The sequence below is a fragment of the Chitinophaga sp. sic0106 genome, from assembly GCF_019219075.1.
Lineage (GTDB): Bacteria > Bacteroidota > Bacteroidia > Chitinophagales > Chitinophagaceae > Chitinophaga.
The window spans coordinates 50,354-75,299 of the sequence record NZ_JAHUWJ010000017.1 but is presented as its reverse complement, the minus strand read 5'-3'; the positions used below and the strand labels follow the sequence as shown (position 1 = coordinate 75,299).

Sequence of the window (24,946 nt, the reverse complement as noted above, 5' to 3'; positions counted from 1 at the left end):
GTAACTAGCTAGAACTAAACGAAATTCTTACATGACGCCCGAACAGCCAATTATACAACTGACGAATGCAAGTATATATCAGGGTAACTCGCTGATATTATCTGATGTGAATATTACCGTAAACAAGGGGGAGTTTGTGTATCTGATTGGAAAAACGGGTACGGGAAAATCCAGTTTACTGAAAACATTATATGGAGATCTGCCATTGAAAGATGGTACGGGTCAGGTCGTTGGGTTTGATTTGAAGAAGATGGACTGGAAGAAGGTACCTTACCTGCGTCGTAACTTGGGGGTAGTTTTCCAGGATTTTCAGTTGCTGACGGACCGGAATGTGCACGACAACCTGAAGTTTGCACTGCGGGCTACCGGCTGGCAGGATAACAAGCAGATAGAAGATAAAATTACGGATGTGCTGGATAAGGTAGGATTGGGGACCAAAGGGTTTAAGATGCCTTATGAGCTGAGTGGCGGGGAGCAGCAGCGTGTGGATATTGCCCGTGCTATGCTGAATTCGCCCCGGTTGATCCTGGCAGATGAGCCTACCGGTAACCTGGACCCTGAAACTTCGGATGGTATTATGCAGCTGTTGTTCCGCATTTGCCGGGAGGGTACGGCGATTGTGATGGCTACGCACGATTATATCGTGTTACAGAAATTTCCGTCCAGGGTGTTGCGTACCGAAAATGGTCATGTGACGGACAATGCGGCGGTGAATTTCTCTTCTTAAACAGATCTTAAATAGTGGTGTATTCAGTTAATTTTACTATTTTTGCACCACATTTCACCGAAATAATTGAATCAGAACTCTTTATGCAATTAAATAGCTCTGAAACAATTATATATTCCCTGCAAATTGGTAATTCATATTTTTCTAATTACCTTTGCACCGGAAAAATAGCGACAAAAAACATTATTATTACTTATTATTATTCAAGATGTCTTACTTAACTGTTGAAAAGAAAGCCAATATTTTCAAGGAATTTGGTGGAAGCGAGAAAAATACAGGCTCTGTAGAAGCGCAAATTGCACTGCTGACTGAGCGTATCAACAGCATTTCCGGTCACCTGAAACAAAACAAAAAAGATTTCTCAACCCACCGTGGTCTGATGAAAATGGTAGGTCAGAGAAAGCGTTTACTTTCTTACCTTTCTAAAACTAACCTCAGCGGCTACCGTGCCCTGATCGAGAAGTTAGGTATCAGAAAATAACCATGACTTTATTATAGCGCTATTCCCAACTCTCTGGTTGGGAATAGTTTTTTTGTATGTATACGTTTTGTTGTTCCGCTAACTGATTGTCTATAAGGGAACAACGTTATTCTTAATCCTCACTAATTTATGAATCTGACACCTATTTCAGTGAAATTCGATATAGGAGACGGTCGTATAGTGACCATCGAAACCGGCAAGATGGCCCGCCAGGCTGACGGTTCGGTTACGGTGCGTCTGGGTGATTGTATCCTGCTGGCTACCGTGGTAGCTAACAAGGAGCCTAAACCGGGCCAATCGTTTTTCCCTTTGACTGTTGACTACCAGGAGAAATTTGCTTCCGCAGGCCGTATTCCAGGTTCTTTCTTCAAACGTGAAGGCCGTCTCTCCGATTCAGAGGTGCTGATCTCCCGCTTGATCGACCGCGCATTGCGCCCTTTGTTCCCCGATGATTATTTATGCGAAGTACAGGTACTTGTAACACTTGTTTCCTCTGATCCTGAAGTAATGCCTGATGCGCTGGCCTGTTTAGCTGCATCTGCTGCCTTGGCCGTTTCTGACGTGCCTATTCAGGAAATCATTTCTGAGGTACGTGTTGCCCGTATCGATGGTAAATATGTGATCAATCCAAACCGTACTCCTCTTGCTACTGCTGATATGGACTTCATCATCGGCGCCACCGACAAGAACATCATGATGGTGGAAGGTGAAAGTAAGGAGTGTCAGGAAGAGGACCTGATCAATGCTATTGAGGCAGCACATGCTGCTATCAAAGTTCAGGTTAAGGCTCAACAGGAGCTGGCGCAGCTGAAAGGCGTAACCGGCAAACGTGAGTATACCAAACCTCACCAGAACGACGAGCTGAAAGCAAAAATCGCAGGTTTTGCGAAAGATAAGATCTATCAGGTTGCTAAATCTGCTTCTGCAAAGCACGATCGTTCTGATGCTTTCAAACAGATTGGTAATGAGCTGGTGGAATTCCTCGGCGAAGAATTGCCTGATGAAGACGCACCACTGGTAGGTAAATACCTGCACGATCTGGAAAAAGAAGTGATCCGTAACATGATCCTGGATGAGAAAGTCCGCCTGGATGGCCGTTCCCTTGATCAGGTACGTCCGCTGGCTATGGAAACTGACATCCTGCCTTCTCCGCACGGTTCTGCCCTGTTTACCCGTGGTGAAACACAGTCCCTGACTACTGTTACCCTGGGTACTCCGGAAGATGAGCTGCTGATCGAAAGCGCTGCTACTTCCAACTATGTAAAATTCATTCTGCATTATAACTTCCCTCCATTCTCTACCGGTGAGGTAAAACCTATGCGTGGCCCTGGCCGCCGCGAGGTTGGTCACGGTAACCTGGCTATGCGCTCCCTGAAGCAAATGATGCCAGGTAGCGAGTATCCTTACACCGTGAGGGTTGTTTCCGATATCCTGGAGTCTAACGGTTCCTCTTCTATGGCTACTGTTTGTGCTGGTTCCCTGGCACTGATGGACGCTGGTGTTCCTTTGCCTAAGCACGTGAGTGGTGTGGCAATGGGTCTGATCTCCCGCGCATCTGACGGTGCTTGGGCGGTACTGACCGATATCCTCGGTGATGAAGATCACCTGGGTGATATGGACTTTAAAGTTACCGGTACACGCGATGGTATCTGCGGTATCCAGATGGATATCAAAGTAGATGGCCTTAGCATGGATGTTATGCGCTCGGCACTGGCTCAGGCCAACAAAGGACGTCTGCACATCATTGATGCAATGTATGCTGCATTCCCGGCTGCACGCCCTGAACCTAAGCCACACGCTCCACGTATGGAGAAAATCATCATCGATCGTGAATTCATCGGTGCTGTGATCGGACCAGGTGGTAAAATCATCCAGGAAATCCAACGCGAAACCGGTACTACCATCAACATCGAAGAAGTTGGTGAAACCGGTGAAGTGAGCATCTTCTCTGCACAGAAAGAAGGTCTGGATAAAGCGGTGAAATGGGTTAAAGGTATTGTTGCCGTTCCTGAAGTAGGTGAAACCTACGAATCAGTTGTGAAATCCATCATGCCTTACGGTGCATTCGTGGAGTTCATGCCTGGTAAACAAGGACTGCTGCACATCTCTGAAGTTTCCTGGAAACGCCTGGAAACCATGGAAGGTGTACTGTCTGAAGGTGAAGTTGTGAAAGTAAAACTCACAGGTACTGATCCTAAAACCGGTAAATTCAAACTGAGCCGCAAAGCCCTGATGCCTAAACCGGAAGGTTATGTAGAAAGGCCAGAGCGCGAAGAGCGTGGTGACAGAGGCGACCGTGGTGATCGCGGTGGTTTCCGTGATCGTGGTCCTCGTGACGACCGTCGCGGTGGTGGTGACAGACGTGATGACCGTCGTGGTCCACGTGATGATCGCGGCCCTCGTGAAGATCGTGGTCCTCGTAATGGTGGCTTTGATCGTAACAACAATAATGAGCCTGAGAAACCTCAGGAGCCTTATTTCGACGAACAATAATAATTCGCGAAAGCTGAAAATAGAAAAGGTCCGCTGTGAAGCGGACCTTTTTTTATGCTTGCTGGTGGACCGGAAGTCTGCCTTCTGTATTGCTTTATAGGGCAAGTGGTGTAACTTTTTCTTTTGCCTTCGGCAGATGTGAATGCAACGGGGTCCATGGCTGCTGCCATGGACCCCGTTGCATTGTGAGGAGGTGAGCTATCTCGGATAGAAAGTAGCCAGCTGCTGCTCTGCAGCAAACGTGCTTTCCCGGAAAATCTGTTTCCCGTTGTTGAGGCGGAACACCCGGAAATCGTGGCCGTTTACGGGTTCAAAAATCATCTTATAGGAAGTAACGGGCAATTGTGGTTTCACAAATTTCTCCACCACCTTCAGGCGTGCCTGTTGGAGGAGATCCGCCATAATCGTTTCTATGTAGGGAAGGAGGATACCGCCATCTTCTGCCCATTGCATGTACATTTTGGTAGTGCTATAGGTGAGATCTTTATTAGTAGAATCTTTCAGGTAACAATAGGCTTTCTGAAAGTGAGCTGCCATATCTGCCTTGGAAAAATTCTTGAAGGAGATATGATTTACGGCCAGGCCGCTATATTGCTGACGAGGCAGTGAGGTATCCAGCATGTCCATGTAGTCCAGTAAAAACTGCCTGTTCATGATCACCACGGAGGTTTCTCCTTCGTAGGTGATGGAGTCGGTCATGATAGGCTCTTCCGGGTCTGGTGGCCGCATTTTGATCACAGTTTGTGCCATGGCCGTGCAGGAAAGCACTACGGCCGATAGCAGCAGGAGTAATGTTTTCATAGGTGTATCAATATTGATATTTATAAAATTCAAATATAATATCTTTTTAATTTTATACAAGGGATTAGTTGCCAGGGGTTAATCGCATGGATTCAGTTATATTTGCGGCCTATGTCACACATTGCTATTACCATACAGGCTACGGGCGATCAGGCGGAGCTGCTGATTGCGGAGCTGGCGGAAGCCGGTTATGAGGGGTTTGAAGAACAGGAAACCGCACTGGTAGCCTTTATTCCGGAAGCTGATTTTGATGAAGCTATTTTACATGATTTACTGACAGCTAACGGTATTGCCTACACGCAGGAGCGCATTGAGCAGCAGAACTGGAATGCCTTGTGGGAAAGCAACTTTCAGCCGGTGCAGGTAGATGATTTCTGTGGTATCCGTGCTAATTTCCATCCGTCATTCGATCCGAGGCCTACGTATGAAATAGAGATCACTCCTAAAATGGCCTTTGGTACCGGCCATCACGCCACTACATCTTCCGTCATCAAATTGATGCGTGCGATCGACTTTAAAGGCAAAAAGGTATTCGACTTTGGTACCGGTACCGGTATATTGGCTATACTGGCTGAAATGATGGGTGCTGCCGGGGTAGATGCGATTGATTATGATGAGTGGGCGGTAAATAATACCATTGAAAATATCGGGGCCAACCATATGCAACGCGTGAAGGTATGGCAGGCTGATAATTTGGGTGGTATTTCCGAAAAATATGATATATTGCTGGCGAATATTAATTGTAATGTACTGTTGCACTATATGGCAGATATGCGCCGGTTACTATCCCCTGGTGGCATTCTCCTGTTGAGCGGTATCATGCCATCTGACGAGCAGCAGATATTAGCCGCAGCTTTACCGCAAGGATTTGACCTACAGCACAAAATAGAGAAAGACAACTGGTTGGCACTACAGTTCGGGGTGCAATAATTCGAGAGAGTTTACTAATATTACACATATGAAAGTTATTGAATTTCCAACTTTTGTGTTATAAACTTTCCTAATATTCGCTTAATTTTAACACATAATTTGTTATCTTAGCAATTCCTAACTTTTAGTGATGACAGAATTTTTATTGCTTTTTTGCGCTTATCTGATAGGATCTGTACCTACAGCTGTTTGGGTAAGTAAAGGCGTTTTTGGGATGGATATCCGGGAGTATGGCAGCGGCAACGCCGGCGCCACCAACACCTTCCGCGTGCTCGGTCCAAAAGCCGGAACTTTTGTAATGTTGGTAGATATGCTCAAAGGAGTACTGGCAGTGAGGCTGGCTTACCTGGCCCCTTATTACCAGGATCATGAACACCTCACACAACTGGTTAACTTCCAGATCGGATTGGGCCTGGCAGCCGTATTAGGCCATATCTTCCCGATATGGGCAGGCTTCCGCGGCGGTAAAGGTATCGCCACACTGTTCGGACTGGTACTGGCTATTCAGCCGGTAGTAGCGCTCTGCTGCGTAGGTGTGTTTCTAATGATTTTATTTTTGACGAGATATGTTTCTTTAAGCTCCATCATAGCAAGTATCGCATTCCCTGTACTGATACTGTATATTTTCAACGAGCCGGAAATATTCTACCGAATTTTTGCCATCGCTGTGGCGCTGATGGTGGTGCTTACCCACCAGAAAAACATCGGCAGGCTCCTGAAAGGCAACGAAAGTAAAGTGCCGCTATTCAGGAACCGCAGAGAAAAGCACTAAGGTTTTATTTCAAACGATATTTTAAGAGCTTATTGGAACGGATGTTGCATCCATTTCAATAAGCTCTTTTGTTTTTACAAATAAAACAAAAGCTAAATATTTCTTACGTTTGCAATGCTTTTAGCAAAAATTTGATAAACCCATGAAAAAGATCGCACTTTCCTTTTCTGTCGCTGCAGCCTTCCTGTACGGATGTTCAAGCGTTCCTATTACAGGCAGAAAGCAACTGAATTTACTCCCCGAAAGTACTATGGAGTCCATGGCACTCCAGGAATACCAAACATTTCTATCTTCCAATAAAGTAGTAGCACAAACTACCAGCAAGGATGCGGATATGGTTAAAAGGGTAGGACAGCGTATAGCCGCCGCCGTTACCCAGTACATGAACCAGAAAGGTCAGGGTGCTGCCATCGCCACTTACAAATGGGAATTCAATCTGGTCGACAGCAAAGAAGTAAACGCCTGGTGTATGCCTGGTGGTAAAGTAGTGGTGTATACGGGGCTGTTACCTGTTACACAGAATGAAACGGGACTTGCAACCGTAATGGGCCACGAAATTGCGCACGCCATTGCCCGCCATGGTAACGAGCGTATGAGTCAGCAAATGGTAGCACAGGGTGTGCAGATGGCTGGTGCTGTTGCTTTGGGAAAAAATCCAACCGCGGTAAATCTGTTTAACCAGGCAGTAGGCGTTGGCGGTAACGTTGGCTTACTGGCCTTCTCCCGTCAAAACGAACTGGAAGCGGATCACCTGGGTGTGATCTTTATGGCAATGGCCGGTTACAATCCACAGGAATCTATCCCATTCTGGCAACGTATGGCAACCCTGAGCGCCAGTTCCAGCAAACCACCTGAGTTTCTGAGCACGCACCCTAGTGATGATCGTCGCGTGGCACAGCTGAAGGGATTAATGCCGGAAGCCATGCAGTATTATAAACCAGCAGGTAAGTAAACTTTTTTTAAAAGGTAACAGCCCAACCGTACGGTGTTCGGAATCCATCCTGGCAAAACCTAAGGTTTTGCTTTATTATTCAAAAGCCACCTTCGGTGTCTTTTGTGTGGATTCAGAGCTACGCTCGGTTGGGCTGTTGCTTTTTTATAATTTAGGGAGATGTTAATCGTTCACAATCTCCATTACTTTCTTGTTTTTCTGCGCTCTCATCTTCTCCGGCACATGGGCTAATATTTCGGCTTTAAACGCCTCAATAAGCGCCTGTTTTATAAAATGCCTATGTGTGACCAGACTGATCTCCCGAACCGGTTCTGGTGTCTTAAAATAGCGAACCATCGACAGCTGTTTGGAAGATAAATCCTGCAGCGATAACTCCGGCAGAATAGTATACCCTTCGTTGAGGTCAACCATGCGTTTCAGGGTTTCTACACTACCGGTATTATATTCCAGGTTTTTGTATTCGCCACCCATGGTAAACTTATCCTTGCAGATATTGAGCACCTGGTTGCGCATGCAATGGCCCTCGTTGAGTAACCACACTTCTTTTACATCCAGGTCTTCGGCCTTGATGACCTTCTTTTCGTACAGGGAGTGATTACGGGAGGCATATACTACAAACGACTCATAGAATAACGGATGCTCTTCCAGGTGTGGGTTGTGCAGCGGTGTGGCCAGCAGGCCGCAGTCCAGCAACTCTTGTTTCAGTTGCTGTACAATTTGCTCGGTAGGATATTCCCAGATTTCGAGTTTTACTTTCGGGTATTTTTTCATGAACCCGGTGAGAATCCGGGGCAGGAGGTAAGGAGCGAGCGTAGGGATGATGCCTACTTTGAGGTTGCCCTGTACCTCTTTTTTCTGATCGGCAATGATTTCGCGTATACGGGCATTTTCTTTCAGGATGATTCTGGCCTGAGATATTACTGCCGTACCGATTTCCGTTGGCACCACCGGCAATTTACTGCGGTCAAATAACTTGATCCCCAGTTCATCTTCCAGCTTCTGGATTTGCATGCTCAGTGTTGGCTGAGTTACGAAACACTTCTCTGCTGCTACTACGAAACTTCTGTAAGTATCTACCGCAACTATATACTCCAATTGTACAGTCGTCATTTCCCTTGCTTTGAGGGTGTAAAGGTATTGATAAAATCTATATAATCTTAAAAAGAAATCGGGGATTTAAGAAGTTAACACCTTCTTAAATCCCCGATTAGTTATATTAAAGCCTTTTGTGGTGGCGGATTTTAATGACACCTTCGGTGTCATTGGGTAGGTTCCCCGCTTCGCGCGGTGGCTACCGCCGGTTGGATATATATTTCAAGTTGTTGCTGCACAACACGCAGTAACAACTTTTTGGCAGCCGGCTTGCCGGCTGCCAAAAAGCTTAGAAAATTCTATATCTGTACTTGATCTTCTCCGTATTCTGATACAGCTCCCTGATGTTAATAGAAGCCTGAATCTCTTGCACCGCTTCAGTTTTCAGATTCCTGAACTCAGCCTGTTTGTTGTCAATCACGCTTTTTTCAGCCAGGCTGTTGTCCTGCGCAATTTTCAGCGAGTTGTTTACCTTGGCGTAGTAGCTGTCCAGCAGGGTAAAGTACTCGTTGTACAGGTTCTCAAAGCGTTTGGTTTGCAGTACCAGGTCTTCCAGCTGATTGTTTACTTCTTTCAGATTTGGATTTTCGCGCAGCAGCGACTCATAGTCGATGCGCTTGCCTTTACTGGTATATTTAGTTTCCAGCTGATTGAAGAAATCTACTACTTTCTCCTTTTTAAAGTCGAAGAAGTAATCATTCATGGTCTGGCTCAGCGGCTTGTTGCCTTTCTGCGGTGGCGCAAACTTCAGGCTGGTAGCGGTAAACGACAGGTGGTCAAAGAGATTGTCCTGCAGCAGTCCTAACTGATCCTTGTTGAAGTTGAGGCCATACTCAAACTTCTGGTTTGCATCATTGAGAGCAGTGTAGTATACCACATACTTGTTCAGTTCCTTTTCAAAATCCTGCAGTGATTTCTGATTAATCTGTTTGTTGTTCACACTTACACTATGCAGGAAGTTCATCACCGAATTGGCAATGGCCAGTGGTGGGGTGAGACTGGTGAAACTCTGGAAAATCGGACTGTTGATGATGGATTTGGTGGACTCAACGATCTTACTGTTTTTCTCCCCCTTTTCATCTTTGTTCTTCAGGATGATTTTTTGCACCAGGTCCACGATACGGTCGCTCAGCGAAAAGCCGAGAGCCTTACTTTCCGGGTTGTTCAATGATGTAATGAACACATCCAGGTTGTTGGTGGTAGTACGTGATTTCAGGTCAATAATCTTCTTGTTCAGCAAATAGTATGTTTCGCTGGCATTAATGATATTGGATTTAATCAGTTCGTATTTACTGATATTGTCCAATTCCTTTCCCTGCAGCAGGGCCTGAATAGAATTGGAATTCTGCCTGTCACTGTCGGTAATACGCTGTAACTCATCAATAATGTGCTTAATAGTAGTATCCTGCGTTTTTACTGTTGGCGTAGTGGTAGCTTTGAGCTCCGGGTCCTGCGCCTGTGCCCGGAAGGATAATAAAGTGAGGAAAAAAGCGGGGACTACTAGCAACCATTTTTTAACACTAAGTTTTTCAGCCAGATACACTAACGGTAATGCCTCTTCGTGCATGGGTAAAGACCCATTCTCTTGCAGCACTTCCGTTGGTAGGTGTTTTAACATGCTTTTTTGCTTTTTGTTAACAAAAATTAAAGAAAATATGATGCCAAAAACATCAACAAGCAAAGATAAATAATAAATAACAGTTAATATTAAATCATGATGGATGGTGCCTCAATATATTTTGAATTATCATCAGGTAAATTACCTTTGCAGCTCTAAACCTACAAAATATATCCACTTTCATGCTGAATCAGAAAAAGATAGTGGTAGTGTTACCGGCCTACAACGCAGCACTTACGCTGGAAAAAACATTCCGGGAGATCCCCTTTGATATTGTTGATGAAGTTGTTTTAGTTGACGATTGCAGTAAAGATGACACCATTGAGGTGGGAAAACAATTGGGAATAAAACATATTATCCGCCATGATAATAACAAGGGATATGGCGGAAACCAGAAATCCTGCTACAACAAGGCACTGGAGCTGGGAGGGGACATCGTGGTGATGCTACACCCGGATTATCAATATACGCCGATGCTTATTACCGCTATGTGCAGTATTATTGCAAACGGGGTGTATCCGGTGGTATTTGGCAGCCGTATCCTCGGGAAAGGTGCCCTGAAAGGGGGCATGCCCATGTATAAATACATATTCAACCGCTGCCTGACCCTGGCTCAGAACATCCTGATAGGGCAGAAACTGAGTGAATATCATACCGGATACCGTACCTTTTCGGCAGAGGTGCTCCGAAACATTAATTATATGGCCGATAATGATGATTTTGTGTTCGACAATGAAATGGTTTCACAAATCTTTATGAAAGGTTACGAAATTGCCGAAATTACATGCCCAACCAAATACTTCGATGAGGCATCGAGCATTAACTTCAAACGAAGCGCCATTTATGGCATGGGCGTATTGAGGGTATCTTTGCAGCATCGATTGCATATGTGGGGCCTGATGAAAGGAAAAATTTATTAAAACTAATTATAAGAGTCAGTGAGTTTAGCGCAACAGTTTTCAGTAGCCGGCAAATACCTGCGGTACTATCTTACAGCAGGCAACCGTCATGATGTACATTCTCCTTTTGTATTTTCCCTGATAGAGGAAGTATTACAGGATAGGCAGCCACAGGCCGCCTTTACCGAAATAGAACTGTTGCGCAAACAACTGCTGCAAAGCCGTGATACCATCAGTGTGACCGACCTCGGCGCCGGTTCCATCGTATCCGGGGGCAACCAACGTCGTATCGCTGACATCACCCGATACGCTGCCAAACAACCTAAATTCGGACAGCTTTTCTATAGACTTATTCAATACCTGCAACCGCAGTATCTCGTGGAACTGGGGACCAGTATGGGTTTATCATCTTCCTATATGGCCAAAGCAAACCCTAACGCCACCGTATATACGATAGAAGGATGCCCGAACATAGCCGCCAAAGCCCGCTCCAACTTTGACCAGCTGGGGATTAACAACATTGAGCAACACGTGGGGAACTTTGATACCGTGCTGCCGGAACTGCTGCCACAGCTGCCACGGCTCGACTGGATGTACGTTGATGGCAACCACCGCAAAGAGCCCACCTGGAACTACTTCCTTGAATCATTGCCCTATGTGCATGAAGGTACCATCCTCATTTTTGATGATATCCACTGGACACCGGATATGGAAGAAGTATGGCACCGCATTCAAAGCCATGAAGCCGTTACCTATACGATCGACCTGTTCTTCATAGGCCTTGTCTTCTTCCGGAAAGATTTTAAGGTAAAACAACACTTTACGCTCAAATACTAAACTTGCTTTAACCCGCTGTAGGTAGTATATTCGGAAAAACATTCCAGATATGCGCAACCTCAAGCTAATGCTGTGTTTGCTGGTAACCTTGTTAACCATTGATACCCAGGCACAAACTCCTGATGCTTCCCTGCAGGCCACCGACTCCGTATATAGTTACGAATCGTATATCCGTGAAGGTGATACGCTGCGTTACCGTATGCTCACCCCCCTGCACCACGATATTCACAAACAATATCCGCTGATTATTTTCCTCCATGGCGCCGGCGAAAGAGGGAGCGATAACAAAGCGCAGCTTAAACATGGCGGTAAATGGCTCGGTAGTGATAGTCTCCGGGAAAAGTTTCCCGCATACGTGATTTTTCCACAATGCCCGGTGAATGAAACCTGGGCACCCATGAAAGCTAAATTTGACTCGGCAGGCAAAAGGGTGAGCTTCGAATTCCCGCTGCAAACACCGCCTACCAAACCCGGAGGCATGCTCAAACCGCTGATCGACAGCCTGATAGCCAGCGGAAAAGTAGATCCCAAACGAATCTATATTGGCGGCCTCTCCCTCGGGGGCATGGGCACGTTCTATATGATTACTACTTACCCTAACCTCTTTGCTGCCGCCTTCCCGATTTGTGGTGCAGGAAACGTAGAGGCAGCAGTGAACTTCGCCAAAAAAGTTCCGGTATGGATCTTCCACGGCGGCGCCGATCCGGTAGTACCTGTGCAGGCTTCCCGCTTATACGATGAAAAACTGAAAAGCCTGGGCGCGGAATATAAATACACTGAATACCCTGGCGTAGGCCATGATAGCTGGAATAATGTTTTCGTAGAGCCGGGCGTGTTAGAATGGTTGTTTGAACATAAGAAATAATAATTTAAGCAGGATTGATCAGCCCTAAAAAATAGGGCTGATCAGGTAATATTCCTGACCAGCCCCGGTTTGCTGTATTTAAAAAAATATTAATTCCCTCCGAGCGAACGATACAACGTGATCATCCCCTGGTAAACATTCCTTCGTGTAGTCACCAGTGTTAGTTCCGCTTCCAATACACTTTTTTGTGCGGTTATCACCTCCAGGTAATTGGCATAGCCGGTAGTGAATAACAGGTTGGAAGTAGATACTGCATCGCGCAAAACTGCTACCTCTTCACTTTTCAGCTGCCAGGTAGCCTGCTCATTTTCTACTTTGCTGATGACAGAAGATACCTCTGCATAACCATCCACTATTGTCTGCTGATAACGGTAGAAGGCAGTCATCGCTTCGGCCTTGTTGATATTAAACTGTGATTGTAATTGCTTCTGGTTAAATATCGGTGTGGTGAGTCCGCCCAAGGCGCCCCAGGCGATAGACGCCGGCTGAAATAATAAGCCTGCCTTAAATGCATTGAAACCCGCATATGGCGTCACGGTCAGGGACGGGAAAAAGGCTGCTCTGGCAGCTTTCACATCTGCCTGGGTAGCGGCCAGGTTCCTTTCTGCCTGCTGAATATCAGGCCTGCGCAGTAAAGTGGTAACCGGTATGCCTTTATGAATAGCGGGAGGTATACTATTGGTGGTGTCCACCGTGCGTTGGATAGGCTGCGGGAGGCGGCCCAGCAAAGCATTCAGCTGATTCTCCGTAGCTACTATCTGTTGTTTTATGTTGTTCTCCAGCGCTTTAGTGCTCAGCAGCTGTGCTTTAAATTGCTGTACAGCCAGCTCGGTGGCGCGTCCGCCGGCTTTTTGTACTTCTACGGTAGCCACTGCAGCTTCCTGCAAGCCAATGTTGCGGTGGATGATTTTCAGTTCATGGTCCAGCGCCACGAGGTCGTAATACATTGTAGCCACGCCTGCTACCACCTGCGTGCTCAGGAGGCGACGGCCTTCCGTGCTGGCAAGGTACCTGTTAAGCGAGGCATCTTTCTGTGCCCTTACTTTTCCCCAGAGGTCAATTTCCCAACTGCTGCGGAAGCCCACGAAGAACTCCGGCGTAGGGGAGGTAGGTATGCGCTGGTCTTTATCAATGTTGGGCGACAAGTTCGTATCATAATTACCTACACCGTTGAGGGTGTAGTCGCCGTAGCGGTCGGCCCCGGCGCTGATAACGCCGTTAACGGTGGGCAGCCAGGCATTTTTAGCCATGCGCAGCTGCGACTGTGCCACTATCACCCGCTGGGAGGCCGCCTGCAGATCAAAGTTGGCAGCCATGGCTGTGTCGATCAGCGATTTCAGGTGCGGATCATTGAATACCTGTGCAAAGCTTTTGATATCCAGTGTATCCGTTACCGTAGTTTCAGGAATAGCCACGGCTGGTGGCGTGGTAATATGTTTCGGCACGCTGCACGCACTGACACCCGTTGCGAGCGCCAGTACGTATAGACCTTTCCGTATATGAAGTGGTTGCTTATTCATTCGTATAGTTATTTAATTCCACGGCTGGCTTTTTGCGCGTCATGGAGGCAAAGAGTACGTAGAGTCCTGGTATCACCAGCACCCCGAAAATGGTTCCTATGAGCATACCGCCTGCCGCAGCAGTACCAATGGATCTGTTACCCATGGCACCTGCACCGCTGGCAATACACAGTGGTATCAGGCCCGCGATAAATGCGAAGGAGGTCATCAGGATAGGTCGTAACCTGGACACCGCACCTGTAATGGCTGATTCCAGGATACTGGCCCCGTGCTTGTTTTTCAGGATCGCAAACTCTACGATGAGGATGGCATTTTTACCCAGCAAACCGATCAGCATTACCAGTGCCACCTGTGCATAAATATTGTTTTCCAGGCCCATTAATTTCAGGCTGAGGAAGGCACCGAATATACCGGCGGGGAGCGACAGGATCACCGGCAGCGGCAGCAGGAAGCTCTCGTATTGGGCTGCCAGCAACAGGTACACGAATACCAGGCAGAGGGCGAAAATGTATATTGCCTGGTTACCCGACAGGATCTGTTCCCTCGTCATACCACTCCATTCATAGCTGTAACCACGTGGCAGTTCTTTTTGCGCTACTTCTTCCACCGCAGCAATAGCCTGGCTGGAACTGAATCCTGGTGCAGCATCACCATTGATCATCGCGGCGGTATACATGTTATAGCGGGTGAGCTGATCCGGTCCGTATACGCGTTCCAGTTTTACGAAATCGGCGTAGGATACCTGTTCCCCGTGATCATTTTTTACATAGAGAGATAGGAGATCTTCCGGTTTGCCACGGTATCGCGGATCGGCCTGCACCATCACCTTGTACATTTGCCCAAACCTGATAAAGTTGGACGCGTAATAGCTTCCCATCAGCGTCTGAAGGTTGCTCATGGCGTTGTCGATGCTCACGCCTTTTTTAGCAGCCATGGCCTGGTCCACATGAATCATATATTGCGGGAAGCTGGCGTCAAAGCTGGTGAAGGCGCTTCCTATTTCTTTTCGTTGCTTCAGCGCTGCGATGAACTTATCCGTTACATCAGCGGTTTGCCTGATATCTCCCGCACCTGTTTTATCCAACACACGTAACTCAAAACCGGAGCTGTTACCAAAACCAGGAACGGTGGGCGGTGGGAAGAATTCGATTTGTGCATCGCCGATATCTGCTGTTTGCTTTTGCAGTCTTTCGATGATATCCTGTACGGAGGCTTCACGGTCTTCCCATGCTTTCAGGTTCACCATTCCCATCCCGTAGGAGGCGCCTGCCACCTCGTTGAGCAAACTGTAACCTGCCAGCGTAGATACTGACTCCACTTCTTTGGAACTGGCAGCAATGGCTTGTACCTGATCCAGTACTTCTTCTGTACGTTCCACTGTAGCGCCCGGAGGCGTGGTTACGTTTACATAGATCATACCCTGATCTTCTGTAGGAATGAAGCCGGAAGGCAGGATAGCGCTAATGCCCCAGGTAGCCACAAAAAAGAAAATAAGTGCGGCAAGGGTTACTAACCTTCGGCCTGCAAATTTCTTAATCAGTGCGGCGTATTTATTTTCAGTGCCGTTATATACTTTGTTGAATCCGCGGAAGAAGCGCTGCAGCAGGTTTTTGCCGGCTGGCGCACTCGGATTATGTTTCAGCATGATGGCACAGAGTGCAGGCGTAAGCGTTACTGCGTTGATACCTGAAATTACGATGCTGATGGCGAGTGTGAGGGAGAACTGCCGGTAAAATACGCCCACCGGACCGGAAAGGAAGGCCACCGGTACAAACACGGCGGACATTACCAGCGTAATGGCCACGAGTGCGCCGCTGATTTCCTTCATGGCTGCCAGTGTGGCTTCCATTGGCGGGAGGTGTTCTTCGTTCATTTTCACATGGACGGCCTCCACCACCACAATAGCGTTATCCACCACAATACCGATGGCGAGTACTAACGCAAACAACGTGAGCAGGTTGATGGAGAAGCCCATCATCTGCATAAATGCCAGCGTACCGATCAGCGCCACCGGCACCGCCAGTGCGGGAATCAGTGTGGAGCGGAAGTCCTGCAGGAAGATGAATACCACAATGAATACCAGCAGGAATGCTTCCACCAGCGTGCGCAATACTTCATGGATAGAAGCATCGAGGAAGCGGGAAACGTCGTAGTTGAAGTTAAAGGTCATGCCCGGAGGGAATGAGGTGTTCTTCATTTCTTCCATTTTGGCTTTGATGGCAGTGATTACATCACGTGCATTGGAGCCGGGGCGTTGTTTGATCATGATGGAAGCAGAGGGCTTGCCATCGGTTTTGGACACCATGCTGTAGGTGAGGGAACCGAATTCTACGTCGGCAACATCTTTCAGATGTAGCACGGAGCCGTCGGCGCCGGCGCGCAGCACAATGTTTTCATATTCTTTAGGTTCAAAGAATTTACCGGTATAGCGCAGTACATATTGCAGTACGTGCGGATTTTTATCGGAGCTTTCCCCGGTTTTGCCGGGAGCGGCTTCGATATTTTGTTTCCTGATCACCTGGATCACTTCATCGGCGGATACGTTGTAAGCCAGCATGCGGTCGGGTTTGAGCCAAATGCGCATGGCGTATTCTTTTGCACCCATGATTTCGGCGCGGCCCACCCCGTCGATACGTTTCAGTTCCTGCAGCACGTTGATGTCGGCAAAATTGTAGATGAACTGTTCGTTGAGGGTGGTATCCTCGCTCATGACGTTGAGGTAGAGGAGCATGGAGTTTACCTCTTTTTCGGTGGTAACCCCTGCTTTGATTACTTCTTCCGGCAGCTCGTCGATAACGGTGGCTACACGGTTTTGTACGTTTACGGCGGCCTGGTCAGGGTCTGTTCCTACCTGGAAAAATACCTGGATCACGGTGATACCGTCGTTACTGGATACGGACGACATATAAGTCATTCCGGGAACCCCGTTGATAGCGCGTTCCACAGGAGTGGCTACTGCTTTGGCACATACTTCGGCGTTTGCGCCGGTATACTTAGCCGTTACCGTTACTGATGGCGGTACGATGTCGGGGAACTGGGTTACCGGCAGTGTAAACAGTGCCAGCAAACCTACGAGTGTGATAATAAGAGATATGACCAGTGATAACACCGGTCGTTTGATGAATGTCGAGAACATGGATTGTCAGTTTCGGTAATGCAGAATTTTATAAACTCAGTAAGCTGTCCATAGCCACAGATCTTGGTGTGATCTGCATGCCGTCGCGGATGTTTCGTACGCCTTCGGTTACAATCTTGTCGCCTGCTTTGAGGCCGGACTGTACAATGTAGAAGTGTGCGAATCTTGTTTCAGGAATGAAGTTTTTCATCTTCACGGTTCCTGACTGGTCTACTACAAAAACATAGTTTTTGTCCTGCATTTCGAAAACGGCTTTTTGCGGGATGATCACTGCGCTATCCATTTCGCTGGTGAGTTTCACTTTGCCGCTGGCGCCATGTTTCAATAATTTAGAAGGGTTAGGGAAGCGTGCGCGGAAGGCAATGGAGCCGGTATTTTCCTCGAACTCGCTTTCCATAGTTTCTATTTTTCCTGGCTGTGTGTAGGTGCTGCCATCTGCCAGTTCCAGTTCTACCTGGTTGGAGCGCGCAGTACCGTTGGCCAGGCTCTTCTGGTAATGGAGATATTCCGTTTCGGATACGTTGAAGTAAGCATATACTTCGCGGTTATCAGATACGGTGGTGAGCAGGGCGCCTTCGGTGATGAGGCTGCCACTCTTCAGCGGTATACGGTCAATGATACCGTCGAAAGGTGCGCGGATGCTGGTGAAGGAGAGGCGCATTTCAGCGTTGGAAACGGCGGATTGTGCTTCTTCAATTCTGGCTTTGGCGGCTGCTACTTTAGCGGTGGCTACTTCCAGTTCGGAGGCGGCGATTACTTTTTTATCTGTCAGTAATTTCACCCGTTCCAGTTCCAGGGCGGCGGATTTGGATTCGGCGGTGAGACTACTCAATGCGGCTTTAGCCCTGGAGAGTTCTGCTCTGTATTCTGCATCGTTGATACCAAATAATAGCTGACCTTTCTTTACTTCCTGGCCTTCATCTACATAAATTTTATCGAGGAACCCATTTACGCGGGCACGTATTTCCACGTTCTGAACTGCCTGGATATCGGCTACATAAGCGCGATGCAATACAGTGTCTTTGGCAATGAGCTTAGCTACCGGTAATGTTTTAAGATCTTCTTTCTTCTCAGCTTTAGTGGCGCAACCAGCCATAAAGAGTGCGATCAGCGATGTATAAATCCCTGTGTATTGACGCATAACAATAAAGTATTGTACCGCTGTGTGGCGGTAAAAGTTTTTAAATACAGCAAATAATAGTGCAGTACCGTTCATCACGGCGTGCAGATGTGGAAAATATAAAGGTTAAACGAGGAGTGTTGCTGTACTCAAAATGGAGTAAATCTGAAAAGAAAGGAGTAGTATGCTGGCCTGAAAGGCTTGCCTAGTAGGTATCTGCCGGTTTTTACCGGGGAGATGTAAATGCTTTCCTGCTCACCTGCCGTGTCAATATAAGTGATGCGGTTAGCAACACTGAATTGCTGGGAAGTAGCCGTGAGGTAATACTTTGTTCTGCGCCTGTTTTTGGTGGCTTGTATGGATTCAGGCACATCTTCAGCCAGATCTGTATGCAGCTGCATGTTGGCAAACAGGTCCTCGAAATATTCTTCGCGGGCTTCTGCCAGGTCAATTTTCTGAAACAGTGTTAGCTGGTGGTGTTTCTGGCTGGCATAGCTGCGCATACCAATACACACCTGCATGCTCAGCAGGAGTATGGTAAACAGTATATAGCGAACCTTCAACATGGTTGTAAAAATAATAAGTTATGCTTAATTTTTTGGTGCTAATGTGGTGAGCGGCAAGTGGATGTATAATTATTAGTACCCTAAGACGCTGAGCTGTGGCAGTTTTTGAATTAAAATATAAATTATTATAAACGATAAATTAACATCTCCCTAAAAACACAAAAACCGCTTCATACGATGTATGAAACGGTTTTACCCACTCTGCACAGGATTGAATTGTTAACTATTTAATCGCCTGCATGGCTGACTTAGCGGCTGCAATGGTAGCATCCAGGTCTTCGGTGGTCAATGCATTACACATAAACCAGCTTTCGAAGGCGCTAGGAGGCAGGTATACACCGCGTTCCAGCATGGCGTGGAAGAATCGTTTAAAGAGTTCATTATTGGCAGCAGAAGCGGATGCAAAATCAACAATTGGATACTCGGCAAAATGTGCGCTGAGCATAGACCCGATCTGATTAATATGATGCACTACACCGGCACCGCCAAATGCTTCGCGTAAACCATTTACCAGGTAAGCAGCTTTTTCAGCCAGCTGCTGGTAAATAACCGGATTATCATTGAGTGTTTTAAGAAGGGTGTAACCCGCGATCATAGCGATAGGGTTACCACTCAGGGTACCTGCCTGGTATACTTTACCGGCTGGTGCCAGATTTTCCATGATTTCCTTTGGTCCTGCTACAGCACCTACCGGCATACCGCCGCCGATAATTTTACCAAAGGTAACAAGATCTGCCCGGATTCCCAGTAATTCCTGCGCGCCACCACGTGCAAGGCGGAAGCCTGTCATCACCTCATCAAATATCAGCAGGATGTTATGCTGGTCGCAAAGCTGGCGTAAGCCTTCCAGGAAGCCCGCCTGTGGCAGGATACAGCCCATGTTACCTGCAATAGGTTCTACAATGATGGCTGCGATTTCGTCCGGATTTTCTGCAATCAGCTGTTCAACAGCAGGCAGGTTGTTGTAAGGTACCGTGAGCGTATCCTGCGCCACTGTGGCCGTTACACCAGGAATAGACTGGATACCTAATGTAGCCACGCCGCTACCTGCACTTACAAGAAATGCATCTGCGTGACCATGATAGCAGCCTTCAAATTTGATGAATTTGTTTTTGCCGGTATAGCCTCTGGCAAGGCGTATAGCCGTCATACAGGCTTCTGTACCCGAGTTCACCATGCGCACCATATCAATATTAGGCACCATGCCTGTGATCAGCTCTGCAATGGTTATTTCCAGTTCCGTAGGCGCACCAAAGGAAGTGGAGCGGGTAGCATAGTCCTGAATGGCCTTTATAACCGGTTCGTATGCATGACCCAGGATCATCGGACCCCAGGAGTTGATATAATCAATGTATTTGTTACCGTCTACATCGTACATATAAGCGCCCTGTGCACGCTCCATAAAGATAGGAGTGCCACCTACGCTCTTAAACGCCCGCACGGGAGAGTTTACTCCACCAGGGATCACTTTTTTCGCCTGCTCAAAAAGATTTTCGCTTCTGCTATACATGCGGTGAATATTTTGATATGGAAAATTAAAATGCAAGTTAATTAAAAATAATATGTCTGCCTTATCGTTGCAGCAGTTTAACGGCATCTTTTGCAAAGTAGGTAGCGATTAAGTCTGCACCGGCGCGTTTGAGGCTGGTTAAACTTTCGATGATTGCTTTTTCTTCGTTGATCCAGCCATTCTGTGCAGCAGCCTTAATCATGGCGTATTCCCCGCTTACGTGGTAAGCACTCACCGGAACGGTAGAGCGGTCTTTAATAAGGCGGATAATGTCCATATAAGCCATGGCTGGTTTTACCATCACGATATCGGCGCCCTCTTCGATATCCATGAGCGTTTCACGGATGGCTTCGCGGGAGTTGGCGTAATCCATCTGGTAGGTTTTTTTATCGCCAAAGCCTGGTGCTGAGTCCAGCGCATCACGGAACGGACCGTAAAAGCAGGACGCATATTTAGCACTGTAGGCCATAATACCTACTTTATCGAAACCATTTGCTTCTAGGATGTTGCGGATCGCGAGGATGCGACCGTCCATCATATCGCTGGGTGCTACGAAGTCGGCACCGGCTTGCGCATGGCTGAGACTCATACGTGCCAGCACCTCTACGGTAGCATCATTTACAATTTCCGTACCTTCTACAATGCCATCATGGCCGTAGGAGGAGTAAGGGTCGAGTGCTACGTCGGTCATCACCACCATTTCAGGGATGGCATTTTTGATGCCGCGGATAGCACGTTGCATTAATCCATTTGGATTAACGGCTTCTGTGCCTTTATTATCTTTTACGCTGTCGTCAGCTTTTACAAACAGCAATACGCTTTTTATACCTAAGCTCCAGAGTTCTTTTGCTTCGTTGATGGTGAGGTCGAGGGAATAGCGGAAATAACCTGGCATTGAACTGATCTCTTCCTTCACATTTTCTCCTTCGGTTACAAATAACGGAGCGATGAAGTCGCTCGGTGTCAGGATTGTTTCCGCAACCATTGCGCGAATGGCGGGAGAAGTTCTCAAAATTCTGTTTCTACGGATCATCTTATAATATTTTAAAATTGTCCAAAGTTATTTTACCCACTCTCTCGGCTTCAGGTACTCTACCAGCTGGGCTTCCGGGCTTCCTGGCTGCGGGTGGAAATCATATTCCCAACGCGCTACCGGCGGCAGGCTCATCAGGATAGATTCGGTGCGGCCATTTGTTTTCAACCCAAAGAGAGTACCTCTGTCGTGTATAAGGTTGAATTCCACATAACGGCCACGCCTATACGCCTGCCAGCTGCGGTGCGCATCTGTATACGGCAGGTGCATGGTTTTTTCCACGATAGGCAGGTAGGCTTTCAGGAAGGCTTCACCGTTAGCTTTGGAGAAAGCGAACAGTGCTTCAGCGGATTTCTCTGCGTTAGGGCGGAGATAATCGTAGAAGATACCGCCGATACCGCGAGCTTCGTTATTGCGATGTTTGTTGATAAAGTATTCGTCGCAATGCTTTTTATATTTAGGATAAAGCTCGGTGCCAAAAGGATCACAGGCATTTTTGAATGCCTGGTGAAAATGTGCGCCGTCTTTTTCTTCGAGGTAGTAGGGAGTGAGGTCGGCACCACCGCCAAACCAGCTGTCTTTCAGGGTTCCGTCCTGGTCATACAGTTCAAAATACCTGAAGTTAGCGTGTACGGTAGGTACAAACGGGTTGGTGGGATGGATTACGAGGGAGATACCGCAGGCCATGAAATTGCTGTTGGTAACGCCGAACTGTTGTGCCATTGCTTCCGGTAATTCGCCATGCACGATGGAGGTACTTACACCGCCTTTTTCAAACACGTTACCATCGGCAATCACGCGTGATTTGCCGCCGCCGCCGCCGGGGCGTTCCCAGCGGTCTTCGCGGAACTTCGCTTTGCCATCGATTTGTTCGAAGGCCTGGCAGATATCGTCCTGCAGCTGGTGTATGAAGGTGATGAAATCGTTTTTGATGCTCATGATGAATTAGCCGTGTGCTTTTACTGTTTCAACAAATGCTTTTGCGTGATCTACGGGCACGTTCGGAAGAATGCCATGGCCGAGGTTAGCGATGTAACGTTGTCTGCCAAAGCCTTTGAGCATTTCCTTCACTGCCTTTTCGATTTCAGGAATCGGCGACAGCAGTTTTGCCGGATCAAAGTTACCCTGGAGTGTTACGTTGTCTCCTGCAAACCGGCGTGCCAGTTCCGGCTTGATGGCCCAGTCAATTCCGAGGCCATGAGCACCGGTGGCCGCCATGTCTTCCAAAGCAAACCAGGCACCTTTTGCAAACACGATGGTAGGACATACGTCTTTCATGGCAGCCACGATCTGACGGATGTAGGTGAGGGAGAATGCTTCGAAATCGGCAGGGCTGAGCAGTCCGCCCCATGAGTCGAATACCTGTACCAGGTCGGCGCCGGCAGCTACCTGTGCTTTGAGGTAGGCGATGGTAGTATCGGTGATCATTTGCAGCAGCTGGTGGGCTACGGCAGGTTGTTGGTAGCAGAAGGCTTTAGCTTCGTCAAAAGTTTTGGAGCCTTTACCCTGCACCATATAGCAGAGGAGTGTCCATGGTGCACCGGCGAAACCGATGAGTGGCACACGTCCTGCGAGTGTTTGTTTGGTAAGTTTGAGCGCATCCATCACGTAATGGAGTCTTTCGTGTACATCAGGCACTACGAGGCGGGAGAGGTCAGCAGCAGTTTTGATGGGCTGTGGTAACAGCGGGCCAACTTTTTCTACCAGCTGTACTTCCATACCCATGGCTTGTGGTACTACGAGGATGTCGGAGAAGATGATAGCTGCATCAACGCCTACCTGGTCCACAGGCATTACAGTGATTTCGGTGGCCAGCTCCGGGTTTTCGCAGCGTTCAAAAAAGGAATATTTATCACGCAGCTTGATATAATCAGGCAGGTAACGGCCGGCCTGACGCATCATCCATACCGGGGTGCGGGAAACGGTTTCACCTTTGAGGGCTTTCAGCAGTAAGTCATTCTTCAATGCGCTCATTCTAAGAATTATTGTTGTTAAAGTAAGTTATAGATGCTTGCACCATACTGTTGGCGTCAACGTTGGTGCTGATGATAATTTTGTTGTTGGTTGCTATTTTCAGGGCAGCGGCGGTAGTGGTACCGATGGCGAAGCATACGGTGTCTGCGGCAATGCTGTTGGCTGAAAAGTAGCTGCTTACAGCGCTGGGGCTGAAGAAAAAGATACCGTGATAATGGCCGGTAACTTTTTCGGGCAGGGGATCATTGCGGTAAATTACGAATTCATTCACACGGATGCCGGCGCTGGTTAGGGCTTCCGGCAGTTCTTTGCGGTGTATGTTGCCGCAAAAGAAATTCACTGCTTTGATGTCACCACGCTGGATGATGGCATGTGCCAGTTCGATACCATATGGTGCGGCGGCGATGATGTTCGACAGAGGAAATGCTTGTTCCGCGGCTGTTCTGGTGTTTCCTGAAATGCTGCAAATGGGAAAATTAATGATCGTGGTGCCCATCATTTCTTTGAGAATATTCACTGCATGTGCGCTGGTAAACACCATCGGTATGTTTTCGCTGATCACGTGCTGCTGTAATTCCGGAATGTGGATGGGAGAAATCTGAATGAATTCCTTTACCTGTATATCAATACCATGGCCTGCTGCATCAGTGATGAGTGATGCAGGGATTGGTCTGGTGCATAATATGCGGTAATGATCATTTGGCATTTCTTATCTGTGCTACAATTTCGGCGCCTCCTTTGGCCAGGATTTCCTCAGCTGCATCTTTGCCTATGCCGGTGGCATTGCCAATGGCTGACTGGCGGGAGGTGCTGTAGCAACTGGTTCCATCGAGACTACAAATTTCGCCTTCGAAGAAAACGGTATCGTTTTGTATATAAGCGTAGGCACTGATAGGGGTAGTACAACCGCCCATGAGTGTACGTAAAAATTCTCTTTCTATTTGTGTGGAGATGGCGGTGTGCGCGTGATTAAAGGCAGCACATGCCTGGAGGCAGTAATCATCTTCTTCACGGCAAACGGTCACTACGGCGCCTTGTGCGGGAGCGGGCAGCATCCAGTCCAGCTCTGTGGAAGTAGCAGGACGTACGTTGATGCGTTCCAGTCCGGCGGCGGCGAAGATGGCACCATCCCAGCTTTCAGCGGCCAGCTTCTGGAGGCGGGTATTTACATTGCCACGCAAGTTGTGGAGCTGATGATTAGGATATTTGCGCAGCCATTGTGCTTTGCGGCGTACGCTGCTGGTAGCAATACTGGCGATATATTCCGGCTGATTCAAAAAATCAGTATTGGTTTTATATACCAGCAAATCCTTTACAGGTCCTCTTTCGAGGATAGCGGCGGTAACGATGCCTTGTGGTAATTGGGTGGGTACATCTTTGAAAGAGTGTACCGCGATGTCGATGCGACCATTGAGGAGCGCGATGTCGAGGCTTTTGGTGAAGATGCCCTGTACACCAATTTCGTACAGGGGTGTAACCAGGTCAATATCGCCTTCACTCTTAATGGGCACCAGCTCAGTTCTGTATCCCTGTGCGGTCAGCAGATCATTTACCTGGTGCGCCTGCCATAGTGCCAGCTGGCTTTCTCTTGTGCCTATCCTGATAACTTTTTCCATTGTG

General features: G+C 47.7%; 22 protein-coding genes. 9 read left to right on the top strand and 13 right to left on the bottom strand.

Annotated elements, in window-relative coordinates:
* Nucleotides 1-31 precede the first annotated feature (31 nt).
* The 3 genes from KW844_RS22035 to KW844_RS22025 all read left to right on the top strand — a co-directional run bounded on the left by KW844_RS22035 (nt 32) and on the right by KW844_RS22025 (nt 3,701).
* A complete protein-coding gene (locus KW844_RS22035) occupies nt 32-727 on the top strand; it encodes a cell division ATP-binding protein FtsE (protein ID WP_218378951.1) in 696 nt (231 codons plus the stop codon).
* Nucleotides 728-935: 208 nt separating this feature from the next.
* Nucleotides 936-1,208, top strand: coding sequence for a 30S ribosomal protein S15 (gene rpsO, locus KW844_RS22030; protein WP_073087248.1), 273 nt, complete (start codon nt 936-938; stop codon nt 1,206-1,208).
* 129 nt (nt 1,209-1,337) lie between these two features.
* Nucleotides 1,338-3,701, top strand: a complete 2,364-nt coding sequence (locus tag KW844_RS22025) for a polyribonucleotide nucleotidyltransferase (protein WP_218378950.1) — start codon at nt 1,338-1,340, stop codon at nt 3,699-3,701.
* A gap of 198 nt (nt 3,702-3,899) precedes the next feature.
* On the opposite strand, the gene KW844_RS22020 is transcribed toward KW844_RS22025, so the two are convergent.
* Nucleotides 3,900-4,502, bottom strand: a complete 603-nt coding sequence (locus KW844_RS22020; RefSeq protein ID WP_218378949.1) for a hypothetical protein — start codon at nt 4,500-4,502, stop codon at nt 3,900-3,902.
* A gap of 111 nt (nt 4,503-4,613) precedes the next feature.
* Here KW844_RS22020 and prmA point away from each other — a divergent pair, with 111 nt between their 5' ends.
* The 3 genes from prmA to KW844_RS22005 all read left to right on the top strand — a co-directional run bounded on the left by prmA (nt 4,614) and on the right by KW844_RS22005 (nt 7,156).
* Nucleotides 4,614-5,432 (top strand): 50S ribosomal protein L11 methyltransferase, encoded by an 819-nt coding sequence (prmA, locus tag KW844_RS22015; protein WP_218378948.1) that lies wholly within the window; start codon nt 4,614-4,616, stop codon nt 5,430-5,432.
* A 130-nt stretch (nt 5,433-5,562) separates the two neighbouring features.
* Nucleotides 5,563-6,204, top strand: a complete 642-nt coding sequence (gene plsY, locus KW844_RS22010) for a glycerol-3-phosphate 1-O-acyltransferase PlsY (RefSeq protein WP_218378947.1) — start codon at nt 5,563-5,565, stop codon at nt 6,202-6,204.
* Between the two features lie 142 nt (nt 6,205-6,346).
* Nucleotides 6,347-7,156 carry a M48 family metallopeptidase gene (locus KW844_RS22005; protein WP_218378946.1) on the top strand — a complete coding sequence of 270 codons (810 nt, stop codon included), beginning with the start codon at nt 6,347-6,349 and terminating at the stop codon, nt 7,154-7,156.
* A gap of 162 nt (nt 7,157-7,318) precedes the next feature.
* On the opposite strand, the gene KW844_RS22000 is transcribed toward KW844_RS22005, so the two are convergent.
* Nucleotides 7,319-8,266: a hydrogen peroxide-inducible genes activator gene (locus tag KW844_RS22000; RefSeq protein WP_218378945.1), complete on the bottom strand. Its 948-nt coding sequence runs from the start codon at nt 8,264-8,266 to the stop codon at nt 7,319-7,321.
* Between the two features lie 271 nt (nt 8,267-8,537).
* Entirely contained in the window at nt 8,538-9,866 is a 1,329-nt protein-coding gene (locus KW844_RS21995; protein ID WP_218378944.1) for a DivIVA domain-containing protein, read from the bottom strand.
* A 182-nt stretch (nt 9,867-10,048) separates the two neighbouring features.
* Between KW844_RS21995 and KW844_RS21990 the strand changes: the two genes are divergently transcribed.
* Genes KW844_RS21990 through KW844_RS21980 form a run of 3 tightly spaced genes read left to right on the top strand, consistent with a single transcriptional unit; the run spans nt 10,049 to nt 12,467 of the window.
* A complete protein-coding gene (locus KW844_RS21990; protein ID WP_218378943.1) occupies nt 10,049-10,786 on the top strand; it encodes a glycosyltransferase family 2 protein in 738 nt (245 codons plus the stop codon).
* A gap of 18 nt (nt 10,787-10,804) precedes the next feature.
* The gene (locus KW844_RS21985; RefSeq protein ID WP_218378942.1) at nt 10,805-11,602 is read left to right on the top strand and encodes a class I SAM-dependent methyltransferase; all 798 of its coding nucleotides are present in this window, start codon (nt 10,805-10,807) and stop codon (nt 11,600-11,602) included.
* A gap of 49 nt (nt 11,603-11,651) precedes the next feature.
* Nucleotides 11,652-12,467: a dienelactone hydrolase family protein gene (locus KW844_RS21980; RefSeq protein ID WP_218378941.1), complete on the top strand. Its 816-nt coding sequence runs from the start codon at nt 11,652-11,654 to the stop codon at nt 12,465-12,467.
* A gap of 89 nt (nt 12,468-12,556) precedes the next feature.
* On the opposite strand, the gene KW844_RS21975 is transcribed toward KW844_RS21980, so the two are convergent.
* From KW844_RS21975 to hemC, 10 genes are all read right to left on the bottom strand, one after another.
* Complete coding sequence (locus tag KW844_RS21975; RefSeq protein ID WP_218378940.1) at nt 12,557-13,987, bottom strand: TolC family protein; 1,431 nt, start codon at nt 13,985-13,987, stop codon at nt 12,557-12,559.
* On the bottom strand, nt 13,980-17,123 hold the full coding sequence (locus KW844_RS21970) for an efflux RND transporter permease subunit (protein WP_218378939.1): 3,144 nt from the start codon (nt 17,121-17,123) through the stop codon (nt 13,980-13,982). The genes KW844_RS21975 and KW844_RS21970 overlap by 8 nt, the downstream gene beginning before the upstream one ends.
* 28 nt (nt 17,124-17,151) lie before the next feature.
* The gene (locus tag KW844_RS21965; RefSeq protein ID WP_218378938.1) at nt 17,152-18,264 is read right to left on the bottom strand and encodes an efflux RND transporter periplasmic adaptor subunit; all 1,113 of its coding nucleotides are present in this window, start codon (nt 18,262-18,264) and stop codon (nt 17,152-17,154) included.
* A gap of 128 nt (nt 18,265-18,392) precedes the next feature.
* A complete protein-coding gene (locus KW844_RS21960; RefSeq protein ID WP_218378937.1) occupies nt 18,393-18,809 on the bottom strand; it encodes a hypothetical protein in 417 nt (138 codons plus the stop codon).
* A 223-nt stretch (nt 18,810-19,032) separates the two neighbouring features.
* Nucleotides 19,033-20,319, bottom strand: coding sequence for a glutamate-1-semialdehyde 2,1-aminomutase (hemL, locus tag KW844_RS21955; protein ID WP_218378936.1), 1,287 nt, complete (start codon nt 20,317-20,319; stop codon nt 19,033-19,035).
* Between the two features lie 61 nt (nt 20,320-20,380).
* Complete coding sequence (gene hemB / locus KW844_RS21950) at nt 20,381-21,352, bottom strand: porphobilinogen synthase (protein ID WP_218378935.1); 972 nt, start codon at nt 21,350-21,352, stop codon at nt 20,381-20,383.
* Between the two features lie 27 nt (nt 21,353-21,379).
* Nucleotides 21,380-22,291, bottom strand: a complete 912-nt coding sequence (gene hemF, locus KW844_RS21945; protein ID WP_218378934.1) for an oxygen-dependent coproporphyrinogen oxidase — start codon at nt 22,289-22,291, stop codon at nt 21,380-21,382.
* 6 nt (nt 22,292-22,297) lie between these two features.
* Complete coding sequence (gene hemE, locus KW844_RS21940) at nt 22,298-23,326, bottom strand: uroporphyrinogen decarboxylase (RefSeq protein WP_218378933.1); 1,029 nt, start codon at nt 23,324-23,326, stop codon at nt 22,298-22,300.
* Between the two features lies 1 nt (nt 23,327).
* Nucleotides 23,328-24,032 (bottom strand): uroporphyrinogen-III synthase, encoded by a 705-nt coding sequence (locus KW844_RS21935; RefSeq protein ID WP_218378932.1) that lies wholly within the window; start codon nt 24,030-24,032, stop codon nt 23,328-23,330.
* The gene (hemC, locus tag KW844_RS21930) at nt 24,022-24,942 is read right to left on the bottom strand and encodes a hydroxymethylbilane synthase (protein ID WP_218378931.1); all 921 of its coding nucleotides are present in this window, start codon (nt 24,940-24,942) and stop codon (nt 24,022-24,024) included. Before hemC ends, KW844_RS21935 begins: the two co-directional genes overlap by 11 nt.
* Between the last annotated feature and the right edge of the window lie 4 nt (nt 24,943-24,946).

Excerpts from the sequence above, each read along its gene's own strand:
- KW844_RS22025 (WP_218378950.1), top strand. The coding sequence starts at position 1,338 with ATGAATCTGACACCTATTTCAGTGAAATTCGATATAGGAGACGGTCGT.
- KW844_RS21935 (WP_218378932.1), bottom strand. The coding sequence starts at position 24,032 with ATGCCAAATGATCATTACCGCATATTATGCACCAGACCAATCCCTGCA.
- KW844_RS21960 (WP_218378937.1), bottom strand. The coding sequence starts at position 18,809 with ATGTTGAAGGTTCGCTATATACTGTTTACCATACTCCTGCTGAGCATG.
- KW844_RS21995 (WP_218378944.1), bottom strand. The coding sequence starts at position 9,866 with ATGTTAAAACACCTACCAACGGAAGTGCTGCAAGAGAATGGGTCTTTA.
- hemC (WP_218378931.1), bottom strand. The coding sequence starts at position 24,942 with ATGGAAAAAGTTATCAGGATAGGCACAAGAGAAAGCCAGCTGGCACTA.
- KW844_RS22035 (WP_218378951.1), top strand. The coding sequence starts at position 32 with ATGACGCCCGAACAGCCAATTATACAACTGACGAATGCAAGTATATAT.
- KW844_RS21975 (WP_218378940.1), bottom strand. The coding sequence starts at position 13,987 with ATGAATAAGCAACCACTTCATATACGGAAAGGTCTATACGTACTGGCG.
- hemL (WP_218378936.1), bottom strand. The coding sequence starts at position 20,319 with ATGTATAGCAGAAGCGAAAATCTTTTTGAGCAGGCGAAAAAAGTGATC.
- hemE (WP_218378933.1), bottom strand. The coding sequence starts at position 23,326 with ATGAGCGCATTGAAGAATGACTTACTGCTGAAAGCCCTCAAAGGTGAA.
- KW844_RS21970 (WP_218378939.1), bottom strand. The coding sequence starts at position 17,123 with ATGTTCTCGACATTCATCAAACGACCGGTGTTATCACTGGTCATATCT.
- rpsO (WP_073087248.1), top strand. The coding sequence starts at position 936 with ATGTCTTACTTAACTGTTGAAAAGAAAGCCAATATTTTCAAGGAATTT.
- KW844_RS21980 (WP_218378941.1), top strand. The coding sequence starts at position 11,652 with ATGCGCAACCTCAAGCTAATGCTGTGTTTGCTGGTAACCTTGTTAACC.
- hemB (WP_218378935.1), bottom strand. The coding sequence starts at position 21,352 with ATGATCCGTAGAAACAGAATTTTGAGAACTTCTCCCGCCATTCGCGCA.
- KW844_RS21990 (WP_218378943.1), top strand. The coding sequence starts at position 10,049 with ATGCTGAATCAGAAAAAGATAGTGGTAGTGTTACCGGCCTACAACGCA.
- KW844_RS22020 (WP_218378949.1), bottom strand. The coding sequence starts at position 4,502 with ATGAAAACATTACTCCTGCTGCTATCGGCCGTAGTGCTTTCCTGCACG.
- prmA (WP_218378948.1), top strand. The coding sequence starts at position 4,614 with ATGTCACACATTGCTATTACCATACAGGCTACGGGCGATCAGGCGGAG.
- KW844_RS21965 (WP_218378938.1), bottom strand. The coding sequence starts at position 18,264 with ATGCGTCAATACACAGGGATTTATACATCGCTGATCGCACTCTTTATG.
- plsY (WP_218378947.1), top strand. The coding sequence starts at position 5,563 with ATGACAGAATTTTTATTGCTTTTTTGCGCTTATCTGATAGGATCTGTA.
- KW844_RS22000 (WP_218378945.1), bottom strand. The coding sequence starts at position 8,266 with ATGACGACTGTACAATTGGAGTATATAGTTGCGGTAGATACTTACAGA.
- hemF (WP_218378934.1), bottom strand. The coding sequence starts at position 22,291 with ATGAGCATCAAAAACGATTTCATCACCTTCATACACCAGCTGCAGGAC.
- KW844_RS22005 (WP_218378946.1), top strand. The coding sequence starts at position 6,347 with ATGAAAAAGATCGCACTTTCCTTTTCTGTCGCTGCAGCCTTCCTGTAC.